The organism is Alicycliphilus denitrificans K601, from assembly GCF_000204645.1.
Taxonomy (GTDB): Bacteria; Pseudomonadota; Gammaproteobacteria; order Burkholderiales; family Burkholderiaceae_C; genus Alicycliphilus; species Alicycliphilus denitrificans.
Window position 1 is genome coordinate 746,824 of record NC_015422.1, and the last position, 15,536, is coordinate 762,359.

Below are 15,536 nucleotides of genomic sequence, written 5' to 3' on the forward strand. Positions count from 1 at the left end.
GGCCTGGCAATGGCTTAACATGCGCCGCATGCCCCAAGAGTCGGACTTCCAAAGGGGAATTCCCCCTGTTCTGTTACACGAGCTGCCAGCCCGGGCCGCCGCCTGCTGGCCCGATCGCACGGCGCTGACGGTCGATGGGGCGCACCTGTCCTATGCCGGCCTGCAGTCGCAGATCGAATGCTGCGCCGCAGGCCTTTTGGCCTTGGGGCTGGAACGGGGCGCGCGCGTCGCGGTGTACCTGGAAAAGCGCGTGGAAGCCGTGGTGGCCAGCTTTGCCGCACCGGCTGCGGGCGGGGTGCTGGTGCCGGTGAATCCGCTGCTCAAGGCCGGGCAGGTGGCGCACATCCTGCAGGACGCCGAGGCGCAGGTGCTGGTGACATCTGCGGCGCGGCTGGCCCTCCTGGCGCCGGCGCTGGCCGATTGCCCCGGGCTGCGGCACGTGGTGCTGTGCGATGAGGGGGCGCCGGGTGCGTCTGCCCCCCTGGCGGGCGGCATCGCCCTGCATGGCTGGCCCGAGGTGCTGGCCGGCCGGCCGGCCGGCTTGCCCCAGGCGCTGGACATGGACGTGGCGGTGATCTTCTACACGTCCGGCAGCACGGGCCGGCCGAAAGGCGTGGTGTTGTCGCACCGCAACCTGGTGAGCGGGGCCGTCAGCGTGGCGAGCTACCTGCACAACCATGCCGACGATACCCTGCTGGCCGTGCTGCCGCTGTCGTTCGACGCCGGGTTCAGCCAACTCACCACGGCATTTCTGGTGGGCGCGCGCGTGGTGCTGCTCAACTACCTGTTGCCGCGGGACGTGCTCCAGGCCATGGTGCGCGAACGGGTGACGGGCCTGACGGCCGTGCCGCCGCTGTACATGCAGCTGGCCGCGCAGGACTGGCCAGCCGCGGCGGCGCAGCATTTGCGCTACTTTGCCAATACCGGCGGGCACATGCCGCGGGCCACGCTGCAGCGCCTGCGCAGCCTGGCGCCGACGGCGGCGCCCTACCTGATGTATGGATTGACCGAGGCCTTCCGCTCCACCTACCTGCCGCCCGAGGAAGTGGACCGCCGGCCGGACTCGATCGGGCGGGCGATACCGAATGCCCAGGTATGCGTGCTGCGGGACGATGGCACGGAGTGCGCGGTCGACGAGCCCGGCGAGCTGGTGCACCGCGGCGCCCTGGTGGCCCTGGGCTACTGGCGCAGGCCCGAAGAGACGGCACTCCGCTTCAGGCCCTGGCCGCCCGCCTTGCTGGCTGCCGGGGGCGGCTGGGCCGCGCCGGAGCTGGCCGTGTATTCGGGCGATACCGTGCGCCGCGACGCGGATGGGTTCCTGTACTTCGTGGGCCGGCGCGACGAAATGATCAAGACGTCGGGCTACCGTGTCAGCCCGACCGAAGTGGAAGAGGTGCTGTATGCCAGCGGCCTGGTGGCCGAGGCGCTGGTGTATGCAAGGCCCGACGACGCCCTGGGCAGCGTGATCTGCGCGGCCCTGCTGGCTTCGCCGAGGGCCAGCGGCCATGCGGGCGATGACAACGCGGCCCTCATGGCCCACTGCAGCAAGCACCTACCGGCCTTCATGCTGCCCAAGATGCTGCAATGGGTGGAGCAGCCGCTTCCGCGCAGTCCCAACGGCAAGCTCGACCGTCAACGCTGGATGCTGGAGCATGGATCAATTTGACACGACCCACGATGAACTGCGGGTAGGCGGGCTGCCGCTGTCCCTGCTTGCCGAGCGGGTGGGCCAGACGCCTTTCTATGCGTACGACCGCTCCCTGATCGCGGCGCGCGTGGCCGGCGTGCGGCAGGTGTTGCCACAGGGCGTGCTCCTGCACTACGCCATCAAGGCCAACCCCATGCCGGCGCTGGTGGGCTTCATGCGCCCGCTGGTCGACGGCATGGACGTGGCGTCGGCTGGAGAGCTCAAGCTGGCGCTGGATGCCGGCGCCGATCCCCAAACCATCGGATTTGCCGGGCCTGGCAAGCGTGATGCCGAGTTGCGCCAGGCGGTTGCCGCCGGGGTGCTGCTGCATGTCGAGTCGGCGCGCGAACTCGAGGCGCTGGCCGCGTCCGCCCAGGCGCTGGGGCGGCCGGCGCGCGTGGCATTGCGCATCAATCCGGATTTCGAGCTGCGCGGCGCCGGCATGCACATGGGCGGCGGGCCCAAGCCCTTCGGGATCGACGCCGAACAGGTGCCGGCCATGCTGCGCGCCATGGCGCGCGATGGCCTGGCGTTCGAGGGCTTTCATATTTACCCGGGCTCGCAGAACCTGCGCGGGAACGTGATCGCGGAAAGCCTGCACCGTTCGGTGGAGCTGGTGCAGCGCCTGGCGCACGACGCGCCTGCACCGGTGCGCTACGTGAACCTGGGGGGGGGCTGGGGCATCCCGTACGTGGCGGGCGAGCGGCGCCTGGAGCTGCCCCCCGTGGCCGACGCCTTGGCGCAGGTGCAGGCGGCGCTCGGGCGCGCATTGCCCGAGGCGCAGATGGTCCTGGAGCTCGGGCGGTATCTGGTGGGCGAGGCGGGCATTTACGTGGCCCGCGTGATCGACCGGAAGGTGTCGCGCGGCCAGGTTTTCCTGGTGACCGACGGCGGAATGCACCAGCATCTGGCCGCCTCGGGGAATTTCGGCCAGGTGATCCGGCGCAACTATCCCGTGGTGATTGGCAATCGGCTGCAGGCGGCCGAACGTGAATCGGCCACCGTGGTGGGACCGCTGTGCACGCCCCTGGACGTGCTGGCCGAGCGGATGGAACTCGCCGTGGCGCAGCCCGGTGATCTGGTGGTGGTATTGCAGTCCGGCGCCTATGGGGCAACGGCCAGCCCGCAGGCGTTTCTGGGGCATCCGCCTTGTGCCGAGGTGCTGGTCTGAATATGGACGGCAGTGAAAGCGCGGTGATCTATTCGGGGTGGGCCTGGGCCGCGGTTGCCTACGCCCTGCTGTCCCTGCGCCTGGTGCAGCAGGAATACCTGAAAAAGCCCGTCAATCGCATCGCCATGGCTATGCTGGCGGCAGCGCTTCTCTCCGTTGCCTGGAGTGGATTCAGTTTTCTGGCGTTGACGGTGAATGCCGCATGGTGGCTGGGTGCGCAGTCGGCAGACATATTGCGCTACCTTGCCTGGGGCGTTTTTGTCTTCCTGTTTTTCAACCGCAATACGGGCGACATTTCCAGCCCCTGGTACCGCTGGTGGCCGGGGCTTGCGGTGCTCGCCGTGCTGGGCGCGCCGCCGCTCGTCGTGGGCATGCACGCCCTGGCGGGGCCGGCGGGACATGTGTTCGTCATGGTCCTGCTGGCGGTTGCCGGGCTGGTGCTGGTGGAGCAGTTGTTCCGCAATCTCCCCGAGGATGCGCTGTGGAGCGCCAAGCCCGTGTGCCTCGGATTGGCGGGCACATTCCTGTTCGATCTGTACCTGTTTTCCCAGGGATTGCTGCTGCAGGGCCTGGATCCCGACGCCCTGAAGGTGCGCCCCTTCGTGCATGCGCTGATGGTGCCGCTGCTGCTGCTGGCCACGACGCGGCACCGCAACTGGATCGCCAAGATACGCGTCTCGCGCAAGGTGATATTTCACTCGGCGACGCTGGTGCTTGTGGGGCTGTACCTGCTTTTCATGGCGGGGGTGGGCTACTACGTGCGCTACTTCGGCGGCGAATGGGGTGGCGCCCTGCAGCTGGGCCTGGTTTTCGTGGCCGCGGTGCTGGCGATTGCCTTCGTGCTTTCCGGTTCGTTGCGTGCGAAGCTACGGGTTTTCCTGGGCAAGCACTTCTTCCGCTACCGCTTCGACTACCGCGAAGAATGGCTGAAATTCACCGCCACGCTGTCGAGCCAGGACCAGCCCCAGGAAGCCGGCCGCAGCGTGATCCGCGGCCTGGCCGACATGTTGGAGAGCCCTGCGGGCGCCTTGTGGCTGCGGCGCCCCGAAGACGACCAATACCGGCAGGTGGCGCGGTGGAACCTTGCCCCGGCCACGCAGACGGTGGATCGGCATGCAGAGCTGCTGGAGTTCATGCGCGCCACCGGCTGGGTGATCAATCTAGAGGAGCTGCGCGCCGAGCCCGTGCGCTACAACGACCTGCGCCTGCCCGAATGGCTGGCGGAGTACCCGCAGGCCTGGCTGCTGGTTCCGCTGTGGCAGGGCAAGGACCTGCTCGGGTTCGTGCTGCTGGCCAGCCCGCGCACGCGGGTGGACGTGAACTGGGAGGTGATCGACCTGCTGAAGACCGCAGGGCACCAGGCGGCGAGCATCCTGGCGCAGATGCAGGCCACCGAAGCCCTGCTCGAGTCGCGCAAGTTCGAGGCGTTCAACCGCATGTCGGCCTTCGTGGTGCACGACTTGAAGAACATCGTCGCCCAGTTGTCGCTCATGGTTAAAAACGCCAAGCGGCTGCAGAACAACCCGGAGTTCCAGGCCGACATGCTGATGACGGTGGAAAACTCGCTGGAGCGCATGCGCCAGCTCATGCAGCAACTGCGCCAAGGGGCCGCCTCCGGCGCCGCGTCCGCGGGCGTGGATCTGGGCAGGATTGCCGAAAGGCTGGCCGCCGAGGCCCTGGGCCGTGGGCGCACGGTGCAGCTGGAGGCCTCGTCACAAGTTTTCACCCGTGGACAGGCCGACCGGTTGGAGCGCATCATCGGCCATCTGCTGCACAACGCTTTCGATGCCACCGATGCCGATGGCCGGGTCTGGGTGAAGGTCGATCGCTTTGGCAGCCACGCCCGCATCGAGGTGGGGGACGAAGGCCAGGGGATGACCGAAGAATTTGTCCAGACGCGCTTGTTCAAGCCGTTTCAGACGACCAAGGAGGCAGGCATGGGGATAGGCACGTATGAGAGTTTCCAGTACGTGCAGGAGCTCGGGGGCAAGATCTCCGTGGACAGCAAGGTCGGCAGGGGCACGGTGGTGAGCCTGTTGCTGCCCCTGATAGAGATCAGCCGTGATTCCGATTTGCATCTATAGGAACATGCATGAGTACGGATAAATTGCAGCAGCCCCTGCTGGTGGTTGAAGATGATCTGGCGTTGCAAAAGCAGATCAAGTGGTCGCTCGATCGCTTCGAATCCGTCACCGCCCATGACCGCGAAAGCGCCATGACGCAGGTGCGCCGGTACGCGCCTGCCGTCGTGACCATGGATCTGGGCCTGCCGCCGGATGCCGACTCGGTGTCCGAGGGGTTCAAGCTGCTGGAGCAGATCCTGGCAGCCGCCCCCGACACCAAGGTGATCGTGCTGACGGGCCAGAACGACCAGTCCAACGCGGTCAAGGCCGTGGGCATGGGCGCTTACGATTTCCTGGCAAAGCCCTTCGAGCCCGAGGTTCTCAACCTGTGCGTGGAGCGCGCGTTCAGGCTGCACCACCTGCAAGCGGAAAACAAGCGCCTGAGGGCCATGCAGATGCCCGACGCCCTCTCGGGCCTGGTGACGCGCGACCCGCAGATGCTGCGCATCTGCCGCACCATCGAAAAGGTTGCAAACACCAATGCCTCCGTCATGCTGCTGGGAGAAAGCGGCACGGGCAAGGAGGTGCTGGCGCGGGGGCTGCACCAGCAGTCCAACCGCAAGGGCAACTTCGTGGCCATCAACTGTGCCGCCATTCCTGAAAACCTCCTGGAGAGCGAGCTCTTCGGCTACGAAAAGGGGGCCTTCACGGGGGCGGCGAAGACCACGCCGGGCAAGATCGAGACGGCGCACGGGGGCACCCTCATGCTCGACGAGATCGGCGACATGCCCATGCCCCTGCAGGCCAAGCTGCTGCGGTTCCTGCAGGAGCGCATCGTCGAGCGCGTGGGGGGGCGCCAGGGCATTCCCGTGGACGTGCGCGTCGTGTGCGCCACGCACCAGAACCTGGCGCAGTGCATCAAAGAGGGCCGGTTCCGGGAGGACCTGTATTACCGCCTTGCCGAGATCGTGGTGGAGATACCGCCCCTGCGTGCGCGGGTGGGGGATGCGGCGCTGCTCGCCCATTCCTTCGTGCGCCGGTTCGGCGGCGAGCATGGCCGCAGCCTGACCCTGGCCGATGACGCGCTGCGCGCGATCGAGACCTATTCCTGGCCGGGCAATATCCGCGAGCTCGAGAACCGTATCAAGCGCGCGACCATCATGGCCGATGGCAACCAGATCACCGCGGACGATGTCGGGCTTGCCGGCGCCGACGGCACCGAGGACGACCGATCGCTGGACCTGCGCCTGACGCGCGAGGCCGCCGAGCAGCGCGCCGTGCTTGCGGCACTGGCCCGGGCCGACGGCACGGTTGCGAAGGCCGCCGATCTGCTCGGCGTCAGCCGCCCCACGCTCTATGACTTGATGCACCGCCTGGGCCTCAAGATCTGACGATTACTAAGTAGAGGATGACCATGACGGCTATCACTTCCCGCACTCTCGTTCCTGCCGCCGCCCTGACGGTGGCATTGCTGATGTCGGCATGCGGTCGCGACGATCCTGATGCTCTCGTGGCGTCGGCGCAGGATTACCTGAGCCGGAACGATGCGCCGGCGGCCATCATCCAGCTCAAGAATGCACTGCAGAGCCGGCCGGATTCCGCAAAGGCGCGCCTGCTGCTGGGCCAGGCCTTGCTGGACACGGGTGATGCGCAGGGCGCCGAGACCGAGTTCAGAAAGGCGCAGGACCTGGGCGTACCCCCTGCGGAAGTCGTGCCGCAGCTGGCGCTGGCCTTGCTCCGGAGCCGGCAGTACAGCAAGATCACCTCCGACTATGCGGGCCAGCGGCTTGCCGATGCGCAGGCGCAGGCCAACCTGCAGACCACCCTGGCCATTGCCTGGCAGCGCCAGGGCGACGAGGCAAAGGCCCAGGGTAGCCTGGACGAAGCGCTCAAGGCCAAGGCCGACTACGCGCCCGCGCTGATCGAGCAGGCCCGGAGCAAGGTCCGTGGCGGCGATGTGGATGGCGCCTTGGCTGGTCTGGGCCAGATCCCGAGGCAATCGTCCGTCGGGGCCGAGGCCCTCAAGCTGCGTGGCGACATACTGCTTCACAACAAGCGCGACGCCGATGCCGCAATGGCGGCGTACCGGGATGCTCTCGAAGTCAAGCCTTCCTACGTGGAAGGGCAGGCCGCCATCGTCGAGCTGCTGATATTCCAGGGCAAGACCACTGCCGCCGCCGAATCCTTGCAGGCCCTGGAAAAGGCGGCGCCCGGCAGGCCGCAGACCCTGTACCTGCAGGCGATGCTGGCGTACACCAAGGGGGACTTCAAAGCGGCGCAGGAAAACGTGCAGAAGCTTGTGCGCATGGCGCCAGAGAGCGCTCGCGCGCTCGAACTGGCGGGCATGACGGACCTGCAGCTGGGTGCCAACGCCCAGGCAGAGGCCTCGCTGGCGAAGGCCCTGCAACTGAACCCCGGGCTGGCCATGGCGCGACGCGGCCTGGTGACCACCTACATGCGCCTGGGCCGGCTCGACAAGGCCATTGCCACGCTGCCGTCCGACATCGACGGCAACGACCGCGACCCCGGCATGCTGGGGTTGGCGGGGCAGGCGTACATGCTGCAGGGCGACGTGGACCGGGCGCAGCGCTACTTCGCCCGGGCGTCCCGCCTGGTTCCGAACGACGCCGTCATGCGCACGTCGCTGGCCGTGAGCCACCTCGCCTCGGGCAAGGGCGACGCTGCCCTGGGTGAGCTGCGGAGCATTGCCGCATCCGACGAAGGCGTGGTGGCCGACATGGCCCTGATCAACGCGCTGCTGCAGGAGCGCAAGGTCGAAGAGGCCTTGAAGGCCATCGACCTGCTGGAGAAGAAGCGCCCCGCTGACGTGTTGCCCGTTTTCCTGCGCGGCCGCGCCCTGTTGCTCAAGCAGGATACCGCCGGTGCGCGCAAGGCCATGGAGCGGGCGCTTGAGATCGATCCTGGCTACTTCCCCGCGGCGGGCGTCCTGGCGGTGCTCGACAACGCCGAAAAGCGCCCGGACGATGCGCGTGCGCGCATCGAGGCCGCCATCAAGCGCGACCCCGGCAATGTCCAGGCGTACATGGTGCTGATGGAGCTGCGGGCCGCCAACGGCGCGGACAGGGCGGAGTTGGCCGGCATCCTGCGCAAGGCGGTGGATGGAGCGCCGAGCAGCCCCATCCCGCGCCAGTTGCTGGTGGACCATTACCTGCGCGGGGGCGAAACCAAGGAAGCGCTGGCAGTGGCGCAACAGGCGGTGGCCGCGCTTCCGGACAATGCGCAGCTGTTCGATGCCCTGGGCCGCGCGCAATCGGCCAACGGCGAGCACAACCAGGCACTGGCCAGCTTCAACCGCATGGCGGCATTGCAGCCGCAGTCGCCCGTGCCCTATCTGCGCATGGCCGGCGCCAACCTGATCGCCGGCGATCGCACCGCTGCAGGCCAAAGCTGGCGCAAGGCATTGGAAATCGATCCCACGGCGCTGGAAGCCCAGCAGGGGCTGGTCCGCCTGGCAATGGCGGATCGCAAGAGCGGCGACGCCCTGGCCATGAGCCGTACCGTGCAAAAACAAAGGCCCAAGGAGGCCGCGGGCTACGCACTCGAAGGCGAGATTCACGTGGCGGACAAGGCCTGGGACAAGGCGATAGACGTGTTCCGCGCGGGGCTCAAGCAAGTGCCCGCCAGCGGGGAGCTCGCTGTGCGGCTGCACGAGGTGCTGGTGACGGCCGGGAAGAAGTCCGAGGCTGACCGCCTGGCCACCGAATGGCAGCGCAGCCACGCCAAGGATGCGACCTTCCCCCTGTACCTGGGAACCCGTGCGCTGGCCGCCAAGGACCTGCCGGAAAGCCTGCGCCAGTATGAGCGTGCGGTGGCGCTGCAGCCCAACAATGCCATTGCCTTGAACAACATGGCCTGGATCAAGGGCCAACTGGGACGCGACGGAGCGCTGGCCGATGCGGAGCGCGCCAATGCGCTGGCGCCCAATCAACCTGCGTTCATGGACACGTGGGCCATGCTCCTGTCCGCCGCCAGCCAACACGCCCGTGCCGTGGATCTGCAGAAGCGGGTGGTGCAATTGCGGCCGCAGCAATTGGAGTTCAAGTTGAACCTGGCCAAGATTTACATCAAGGCCGGGCAAAAGGATGCGGCCAAGGCCGTGCTCGATGAACTCGCCGCGGCGGGGGCGCGCTTTCCGGCCCAGGCAGAAGTCGAAGAGCTGAGAAAGGCGCTATGAGCCCGGCCAGCCACGGTCTGGTGTGAAGGCTGCCAGCGTGAACGGACGAATGCCGCCTCGCAGGGTTGCGCTATGGGCGCTTGCATGGCTGCTCCAGTGCCTGTGGGCCGGCGGTGCGCTGGCCCAGTTGCCCGATACGATCGAGAGGGTCAAGCCGTCGGTGGTGCTGGTCGGCACCTATGCCGCAACCGACAACCCGCGCTTTAGATACGTGGGCGCGGGCTTCGTGGTGGGCGACGGCCTGCGGGTGGTGACGAGCGCGCATGTGGTGACCCGCATGAACATGCTGAGCCCCGACGGGCAGGCCCTGGCCGTGCAGGTGCGCTCGGGCCCCGTGGCATGGCTCATGCGCAAGGCCAGGGTGATCGAGCTGAACCTGGAGCAGGACCTGGCGCTGCTGCAAATCGAGGGCCCGCCGGTCGCGGCGCTCCAGGTCGCCTCGTCCGACCATGTGCGCGAGGGGGACGAACTCGCGTTCATGGGCTTCCCGATCGGCGGGGTGCTGGGCTTCGCCTCCGTCACGCACCGGGCCGGCGTGGCCTCCATCACCACCATGGCCCTGCCCAGCCCGACGAGCCAGCAACTGAGTGAGCGCGCCATCCTCAGCCTGCGTGCCGGGCCCGTGCAGGTCTTGCAACTCGATGCGACGGCCTATCCCGGCAACAGCGGCGGCCCCTTGTTCGACCCGCGCAGCGGCGCGGTGCTCGGCGTCATCAGCATGGTGCACATCAAGAGCACACGCGAGGCGGCCATGAGCCAGCCCTCGGGCATTTCCTACGCCATTCCGAGCCGCTATGTGCTGGAGCTGCTGGCGCGGCACCAGTCGGCGCCCTGACCGCCGGCGACGCGGCGGGCCGGGTTTTCACGAGCGGGCGACCACGAACACGCCGGCGCAGATCAGGGCCACGCCGCCCGCGCGCAATGGCGACACCTGCTCACCCACCATGAGGCCCGCCAGCACCGTGAACACGAAGCCCAGCCCCACCAGCGGATAGGCCTTGCTGACGTCCCATTTCGACAATACGCCGAGCCAGATGACGGCCCCGAGGCCATAGAGAACAAATCCGCCCAGGACATACCTGTTGGCAATGATCGAGACCAGGCTGCCCAGGGAGAACGGTTGGGCCATGGCCGCCTGCACCCCCGGCTGCGACATGCCAGCCTTCAGCGAGAACTGGGCCGTCACCGACAGCACGATGCTCAGCAGCGCGATCGCAAAAGTGTTCATGGAAAAAACTCCAGCGCAGAGAAATGGGCGACCATGACCGCGGCGATCATGGCGAGCACCGTCAGGCGGCTGCCTCGGTCCTTGAGTGCATAGACGACGGGGTCGTCGTGCATCTCGCCCCGCGATGTCTTGATCCACAGGCGCGCCATCCAATACACCAGGCCTATGGCAACCAGCCACAGTATTTGCGGGGTAGCGTAGCGTGCCTGCGTTTCGGGCGCGCTGATGAACAGACCAAACACCACCACGGCGCACAGCGCCGCGCCGACACCCAGCGGCCACAGGACCACCAGATCGCTCACACGGTAGTCGCGTCCGCGGGTCGCGGGTGCTCCCGCCTCTTTCAGCGACACCAGTTCCGCGCAGCGCTTGACCAGGGCCAGGCTCAGGAAGGTGAAGGCCGAGAAGGCCAGCAACCAGGAACTGGTGGTCACGCCGATCGCCACCGAGCCGGCCAGTATGCGAATGGTGTAGAGCAGCGACAGCATGAGCACGTCCATGAGGACGTATTCCTTGATGACCCAGCTGTACGAACTCGTCAGCACCAGGTAGGCCAGCAGCATCCATGCAAACCCTGGCGACACGGTGGCGGCCAGTGCAAGCGCCAGCGCCAGCGCCGCGCCCGCGACGAGAAGCCCGTGGTGGATGGGCAGGGCGCCGCTGGCGAAAGGGCGCAGGCGTTTGCGTGGGTGGACGCGGTCGTTTCCAAGGTCCCACAGGTCGTTGACGACGTAGGTGGCGGACGCCGCGAGGGAGAAGGCCATGAAGGCCAGCACGATGTGGACGAGCTTGCCGATGTCGGTGAACTCGAAGGTGGTTAGCAGCGGAACGAACAGCAGCACATTCTTGGCCCATTGGTGCACGCGCAGTGCGCGCAGCCATGTGGCCAGGCCGGTTTCCGGCCTTTGGAAGTCGCGCTCGATGGGGGTGCTTTGCCGCACCTGCTCGGCAATGCGCTGCGGCACGCCCACCAGGATGGCGGCCCTGGCCTGCTTCCAGATCGGCAGGTCGGCCGCGCAGTCGCCGGCGTACACGAAGGCCTCGCCCACGTTGTCCTGGATCGCCTGGAGCTTTGCCGGGCCCTTCAGGTTGCTCCCGGACTGCGTGGCCAGCACCTTGTCGAAGACGCCGAGGCGCCCGGACACCGCCTGGGCAATGGAGTGGTGCGCCGCCGTGGCGAGGACGATCTGGCGCCCCCTGGATTTCTCCTCGCGCAGGTAGTCCAGCAGCGGTGCGTTGTAGGGGAGCCTTTCGGCGTCGATGGCGGCGCGGGTGGAGACGGCCTCCTTGAACCCGGCCCTGCCGCGCAGCAGCCACCAGGGCAGCAGCAGAAGGCTGGATGGAGAGCGCTTGACCAGCTGGACCACCGACTCCAGCAAGGTGTCCGTCGGCGTGAGGGTGCCGTCCAGGTCCACCACCAAAGGTATGTCCGCCGTGTCGATCATCCACCCTCCTGAACCGTGCAAAGACGGCCATTTTGCTGCAGCGGTGGCATCAATGCCTTTTGAACTGCGTGCGCAGCGACTCGATGAAGCAGTCCGCCCGCTCGGACGGGGCATATTGCGGCGCGAGGGCAAGCACCACCTCCACCGCGCAATGCGGCAGTAGGGGCAGTATGTGCAGGTCGCGCGCGAACAGCGATGCCACGTAGGGGTTGACCACGCCCAGGCCCAGGCCCTGGGCCGCCAGGCAGCAGATGGTGGATGAGTACGTGGTTTCTATGGTGGAGCCCGCCTGGATGCCATGGGCCTGCATGGTGTGCTGTAGCTGCAGGAAGATGTTGTCGTCGGCATTGAGGGTCAGCAGCAGCTGGTCCTGCAGGTCGCGCACGTGGAGCTTGCCGCGCGCGGCGAGGGGATGCTGCGGGTGCATGACGCAGACCGCATGGCTGCGGTGCAGCACGGTGGCGTCCAGTTCGGGCGTGGCGATGGCCATGGTGCTGACCACCAGGTCGAAGTGGCCATGCAGCAGCCCTTCGCGCAGGGCCGTGGTGCCCAGGGTCTGCAGGCTGAGGTGGGTGCCCGGGTAGTGCTGGGCGAAGCTGTGGACGGCGGCGGGAATGACGCTCAGCCCCAGGGCCGGCGTGCAGCCTATGCGCAGGGCCCCGGCCCCCGACTGGCGCAGCACCGCCAGCTTGCGCTCGATGCGTTCGCGCCCCAGGAAATGCTGCTGCACCGTGGTGTACAGGTCCATGGCCTCGGAGGTGGGGCGCAGGCGGCCCTTGTGCATGTCGAACAGCTTGAGCCCGGCGGCGGCCTGCATCTGGGATAGCAGGCGGCTGACCGAGGGCTGGGTCGTGTGCAGCAGCTGGGCGGCGGCCGTGGTGGTGCCGGTCTGTATGACGGCGCGGAAGGCCTCGATCTCGCGGGGATGCAGGGGCCGGGTCATAGCGGGCTCCGATGCTGAAAGGGGGGAGGTGGTGGGCTATATCAATTTTGAATAGACGCCGCGCAAAACTGCATTTTCCTGCAGAACATGCGCTTCCTACACTGCCTTCATCGCATCAACGCGCCGCGTACCGCGGTGCCAGGGACCAAGGAGACTCGGCAATGGACAAGCATTGGGGAACATGGGGCCGCCGCAGCGCCGGCCTGGGGCTGGTGGCCGTGGCGGCTGCCCTGCTGGGCGGCGCTGCGCTGGCGCAGGATGGCTATCCCAACCCGGCGCGGCAGCTGCGCATCGTGGTGCCTTTCACGGCGGGCGGCAGCTCCGACGTGCAGGGGCGCATGCTGGCGGACCGGCTCGGCCGCCTGTGGGGCCAGCCCGTGGTGGTGGAGAACAAGCCCGGCGCCGGCGGCCATCTGGGGGGCAAGTATGTGGTGGACCAGCCCGCCGACGGCTACACGCTGATGGTGGGCTCCATCGGCCTGCATGCGGCCTACGGGGTGTACAGCAAGCTGACCTACAACCCCGGCAAGGACCTGCGCGTGGTCACCGTGCTGGCCGAAATGCCTCACGTGGTGGTGGCCGCGCCGGCGCTGCCGGCCAAGAACCTGTCCGAGCTGACGGCCCTGGCCAAGGGTCAGCCGAATTCGGTGCATTTCGGCTCGGCGGGCGTGGGCTCGTCGGTGCACATGATGGGCGAGCTGTACAAGCTGCAGTCGGGCGCGCCCATCGTCCACGTGCCTTACCGCGGCAGCTCGGCGGCACTCAATGACCTGCTGGGCGGGCAGATACAGCTGATGTTCGAGAACCCGCCCACGGTGCTCGCCCACATCAAGGGCGGCAAGCTCAAGGGCCTGGCCGTGACGGGCAAGGGGCGGCTGGCCGCGCTGCCCGACGTGCCCACGGCCGCCGAGTCGGGCATGAAGGACTACGTGGCCACCTCCTGGACCACGGTGGCGGTCTCGTCCAAGGTGCCCGAGGCCGTCGTGAAGAAGCTCAGCGAGGACATCCGCAAGGTGGTGAACACGCCCGAGTTCCGCAAGGGGCTGGAGGAGCAGGGCATGAGCGCGGTGGCCAATACCCTGCCCGAGGCCGACGCCTTCGTGGCGCGGGAAAAGCAGCGCTGGGACCACGTGATCGCCGAGGGCAGGATCTCCGCCAACTGAGCGCAATGCCCATGAATTCCGCAAGCACCGACCCGTTCGTGCCCTGCCGCCGCGTGGGCGACGGCAGCTGGCACCATTTCTTCGGCTACTACAACAAGTCCAACTGGGACAAGGGCAACCGCCTGCTGCTGGCCCAGCGCACGCCGTGGATGGACCAGTACCTGACGCCTGAGGTCAAGGCCACGGTCGGCTACTTCGACACCGGGGACGGCGACCGCTTCCACGCCGTCGGCGAGACCGGCGCCTGGAACTGGCAGATGGGCAGCCAGCTGCAGTGGCTGGACGGCGCGCCGGGGCGCCAGCTGGTCTACAACGACCGCACGGGGGACATAAAGGCCCGCTACCCGGGCTTTGGCGCCGTCGTCGTTGACGTGGACAGCGGCGCGCGGCGCCAGCTGCCCATGCCGGTGTACGTGGTTGCACCCAGCAGCGCCTGGGCGCTGTCGGTCAACTATCGGCGCCTGTACGCCACGCACGAGACCATCGGCTACAGCGAGCCGGGCCAGCCGTTCGAGCTGCCGCTGGCGCCCGCGGACGACGGCATCTGGCGCATGGACATGGCCAGCGGCGACGCGGCCCTGCTGGTCAGCTATGCGCAGCTCAAGGCCTTCCACCACCGGCCGTCGATGGACAAGGCCATCCACTGGGTCAGCCACATCGAGGTCAACCCGTCCTCCTCGCGCATCCTGTTCCTGCACCGCTGGACCGAGCGCGTGAAGGACGAGACCTGCTTCCTGCACCGCCTGATCACCATGAACCCCGACGGCTCGGGCATGCGGCTGCTCGAATGCTCGGACCATCCGCTGCCGCAGCTGGCCGAGGACTTCGACCCTGGCGCCGTGGGCACCTTCGACTACGAGAAGTCCGAGTACCAGATCTCGCACCCGCTATGGCAGGACGACGGGCACATCATCGTCTGGGGCCCGCATGCCGGCGAGATCCACTACCACCTCTACCACGACGCCGAGGGAGGCGCGGTGGAGGTCGTGGGCCGCGGCGTGCTGGTCGAGAACGGCCACATGACCTTCTCGCCGGTGGACAAGCGCTGGATGCTCAGCGATACCTATCCCGACGACAGGACGCACGAGCGCTTCCTGTTCCTGTTCGACATGCACACGGGCGAGCGCCGCAACCTGGGCAGCTTCTACGCCACGCCCGAGCTGTCCAAGGAAAACCGCTGTGACCTGCACCCGCGCTGGAGCCGCGACGGCCGCCTGGTGTGCATCGACTCGGTGCACGAGCACCAGCGCCAGATGCACGTGCTGGACGTGTCGTCCATCGTCGGGTAGAGGGGTTTCAGCGGCGATGGCGCGCTGGCGCGCCGCCCGCGCGCGGGGGCAGGTGGCGGAAGGTGATGCGGCCCTTGCTCAGGTCGTAGGGCGACATCTCCAGCGACACCGTGTCGCCCGCCAGCACGCGGATGCGGTGCTTGCGCATCTTGCCGCCCGAGTAGGCGACAAGCTTGTGGCCGTTGTCGAGGGTGACGCGAAAGCGCGCGTCGGGTAACACCTCGTCCACCTTGCCTTGCATCTCGATCAGTTCTTCTTTGTTGGACATGGGGTTCCTTTTCGTCAAGGGCGAGTGAGGGCAGGCGCGGACGGCTGCTGCCCGTGTTCGCTCGGGATCTGCGTGCAATGCACA

Annotated in this window: 12 protein-coding genes; 8 read left to right on the forward strand and 4 right to left on the reverse strand. The window is 67.5% G+C overall.

Annotated features, from left to right (window positions below; translation table 11 throughout):
• Positions 1-19 precede the first annotated feature (19 nt).
• The 6 genes from ALIDE2_RS03575 to ALIDE2_RS03600 are packed head-to-tail and all read left to right on the forward strand — an operon-like array spanning position 20 to position 9,951.
• A complete protein-coding gene (locus tag ALIDE2_RS03575; RefSeq protein WP_013721427.1) occupies positions 20-1,666 on the forward strand; it encodes an acyl-CoA ligase (AMP-forming), exosortase A system-associated in 1,647 nt (548 codons plus the stop codon).
• Positions 1,653-2,858: a pyridoxal-dependent decarboxylase, exosortase A system-associated gene (locus ALIDE2_RS03580; protein ID WP_013721428.1), complete on the forward strand. Its 1,206-nt coding sequence runs from the start codon at positions 1,653-1,655 to the stop codon at positions 2,856-2,858. Before ALIDE2_RS03575 ends, ALIDE2_RS03580 begins: the two co-directional genes overlap by 14 nt.
• Positions 2,859-2,860: 2 nt before the next feature.
• On the forward strand, positions 2,861-4,942 hold the full coding sequence (gene prsK / locus ALIDE2_RS03585) for an XrtA/PEP-CTERM system histidine kinase PrsK (RefSeq protein WP_013721429.1): 2,082 nt from the start codon (positions 2,861-2,863) through the stop codon (positions 4,940-4,942).
• Between the two features lie 8 nt (positions 4,943-4,950).
• Positions 4,951-6,312 (forward strand): PEP-CTERM-box response regulator transcription factor, encoded by a 1,362-nt coding sequence (prsR, locus tag ALIDE2_RS03590; protein ID WP_013721430.1) that lies wholly within the window; start codon positions 4,951-4,953, stop codon positions 6,310-6,312.
• A 23-nt stretch (positions 6,313-6,335) separates the two neighbouring features.
• The gene (gene prsT / locus ALIDE2_RS03595) at positions 6,336-9,116 is read left to right on the forward strand and encodes an XrtA/PEP-CTERM system TPR-repeat protein PrsT (RefSeq protein WP_013721431.1); all 2,781 of its coding nucleotides are present in this window, start codon (positions 6,336-6,338) and stop codon (positions 9,114-9,116) included.
• 49 nt (positions 9,117-9,165) lie between these two features.
• Positions 9,166-9,951 carry a trypsin-like peptidase domain-containing protein gene (locus ALIDE2_RS03600; protein WP_013721432.1) on the forward strand — a complete coding sequence of 262 codons (786 nt, stop codon included), beginning with the start codon at positions 9,166-9,168 and terminating at the stop codon, positions 9,949-9,951.
• 27 nt (positions 9,952-9,978) lie between these two features.
• On the opposite strand, the gene ALIDE2_RS03605 is transcribed toward ALIDE2_RS03600, so the two are convergent.
• Genes ALIDE2_RS03605 through ALIDE2_RS03615 form a run of 3 tightly spaced genes read right to left on the reverse strand, consistent with a single transcriptional unit; the run spans position 9,979 to position 12,732 of the window.
• Positions 9,979-10,344 (reverse strand): DMT family transporter, encoded by a 366-nt coding sequence (locus ALIDE2_RS03605; RefSeq protein WP_013721433.1) that lies wholly within the window; start codon positions 10,342-10,344, stop codon positions 9,979-9,981.
• Positions 10,341-11,789, reverse strand: coding sequence for a UbiA family prenyltransferase (locus tag ALIDE2_RS03610; protein WP_013721434.1), 1,449 nt, complete (start codon positions 11,787-11,789; stop codon positions 10,341-10,343). Before ALIDE2_RS03610 ends, ALIDE2_RS03605 begins: the two co-directional genes overlap by 4 nt.
• A 49-nt stretch (positions 11,790-11,838) precedes the next feature.
• Positions 11,839-12,732, reverse strand: a complete 894-nt coding sequence (locus tag ALIDE2_RS03615) for a LysR substrate-binding domain-containing protein (protein WP_013721435.1) — start codon at positions 12,730-12,732, stop codon at positions 11,839-11,841.
• 161 nt (positions 12,733-12,893) lie between these two features.
• Between ALIDE2_RS03615 and ALIDE2_RS03620 the strand changes: the two genes are divergently transcribed.
• Positions 12,894-13,895: a Bug family tripartite tricarboxylate transporter substrate binding protein gene (locus ALIDE2_RS03620; protein ID WP_013721436.1), complete on the forward strand. Its 1,002-nt coding sequence runs from the start codon at positions 12,894-12,896 to the stop codon at positions 13,893-13,895.
• Positions 13,896-13,906: 11 nt separating this feature from the next.
• Positions 13,907-15,184, forward strand: a complete 1,278-nt coding sequence (locus ALIDE2_RS03625; RefSeq protein ID WP_013721437.1) for a hypothetical protein — start codon at positions 13,907-13,909, stop codon at positions 15,182-15,184.
• A 7-nt stretch (positions 15,185-15,191) separates the two neighbouring features.
• Here the strand turns inward: ALIDE2_RS03625 and infA are convergent, their stop codons facing one another.
• Positions 15,192-15,452, reverse strand: a complete 261-nt coding sequence (gene infA / locus ALIDE2_RS03630; RefSeq protein WP_013721438.1) for a translation initiation factor IF-1 — start codon at positions 15,450-15,452, stop codon at positions 15,192-15,194.
• Positions 15,453-15,536: the final 84 nt, after the last annotated feature.

Excerpts from the sequence above, each read along its gene's own strand:
- ALIDE2_RS03575 (WP_013721427.1), top strand. The coding sequence starts at position 20 with ATGCGCCGCATGCCCCAAGAGTCGGACTTCCAAAGGGGAATTCCCCCT.
- infA (WP_013721438.1), bottom strand. The coding sequence starts at position 15,452 with ATGTCCAACAAAGAAGAACTGATCGAGATGCAAGGCAAGGTGGACGAG.
- ALIDE2_RS03605 (WP_013721433.1), bottom strand. The coding sequence starts at position 10,344 with ATGAACACTTTTGCGATCGCGCTGCTGAGCATCGTGCTGTCGGTGACG.
- ALIDE2_RS03625 (WP_013721437.1), top strand. The coding sequence starts at position 13,907 with ATGAATTCCGCAAGCACCGACCCGTTCGTGCCCTGCCGCCGCGTGGGC.
- ALIDE2_RS03600 (WP_013721432.1), top strand. The coding sequence starts at position 9,166 with ATGCCGCCTCGCAGGGTTGCGCTATGGGCGCTTGCATGGCTGCTCCAG.
- ALIDE2_RS03610 (WP_013721434.1), bottom strand. The coding sequence starts at position 11,789 with ATGATCGACACGGCGGACATACCTTTGGTGGTGGACCTGGACGGCACC.
- prsR (WP_013721430.1), top strand. The coding sequence starts at position 4,951 with ATGAGTACGGATAAATTGCAGCAGCCCCTGCTGGTGGTTGAAGATGAT.
- ALIDE2_RS03620 (WP_013721436.1), top strand. The coding sequence starts at position 12,894 with ATGGACAAGCATTGGGGAACATGGGGCCGCCGCAGCGCCGGCCTGGGG.
- prsT (WP_013721431.1), top strand. The coding sequence starts at position 6,336 with ATGACGGCTATCACTTCCCGCACTCTCGTTCCTGCCGCCGCCCTGACG.
- prsK (WP_013721429.1), top strand. The coding sequence starts at position 2,861 with ATGGACGGCAGTGAAAGCGCGGTGATCTATTCGGGGTGGGCCTGGGCC.
- ALIDE2_RS03580 (WP_013721428.1), top strand. The coding sequence starts at position 1,653 with ATGGATCAATTTGACACGACCCACGATGAACTGCGGGTAGGCGGGCTG.
- ALIDE2_RS03615 (WP_013721435.1), bottom strand. The coding sequence starts at position 12,732 with ATGACCCGGCCCCTGCATCCCCGCGAGATCGAGGCCTTCCGCGCCGTC.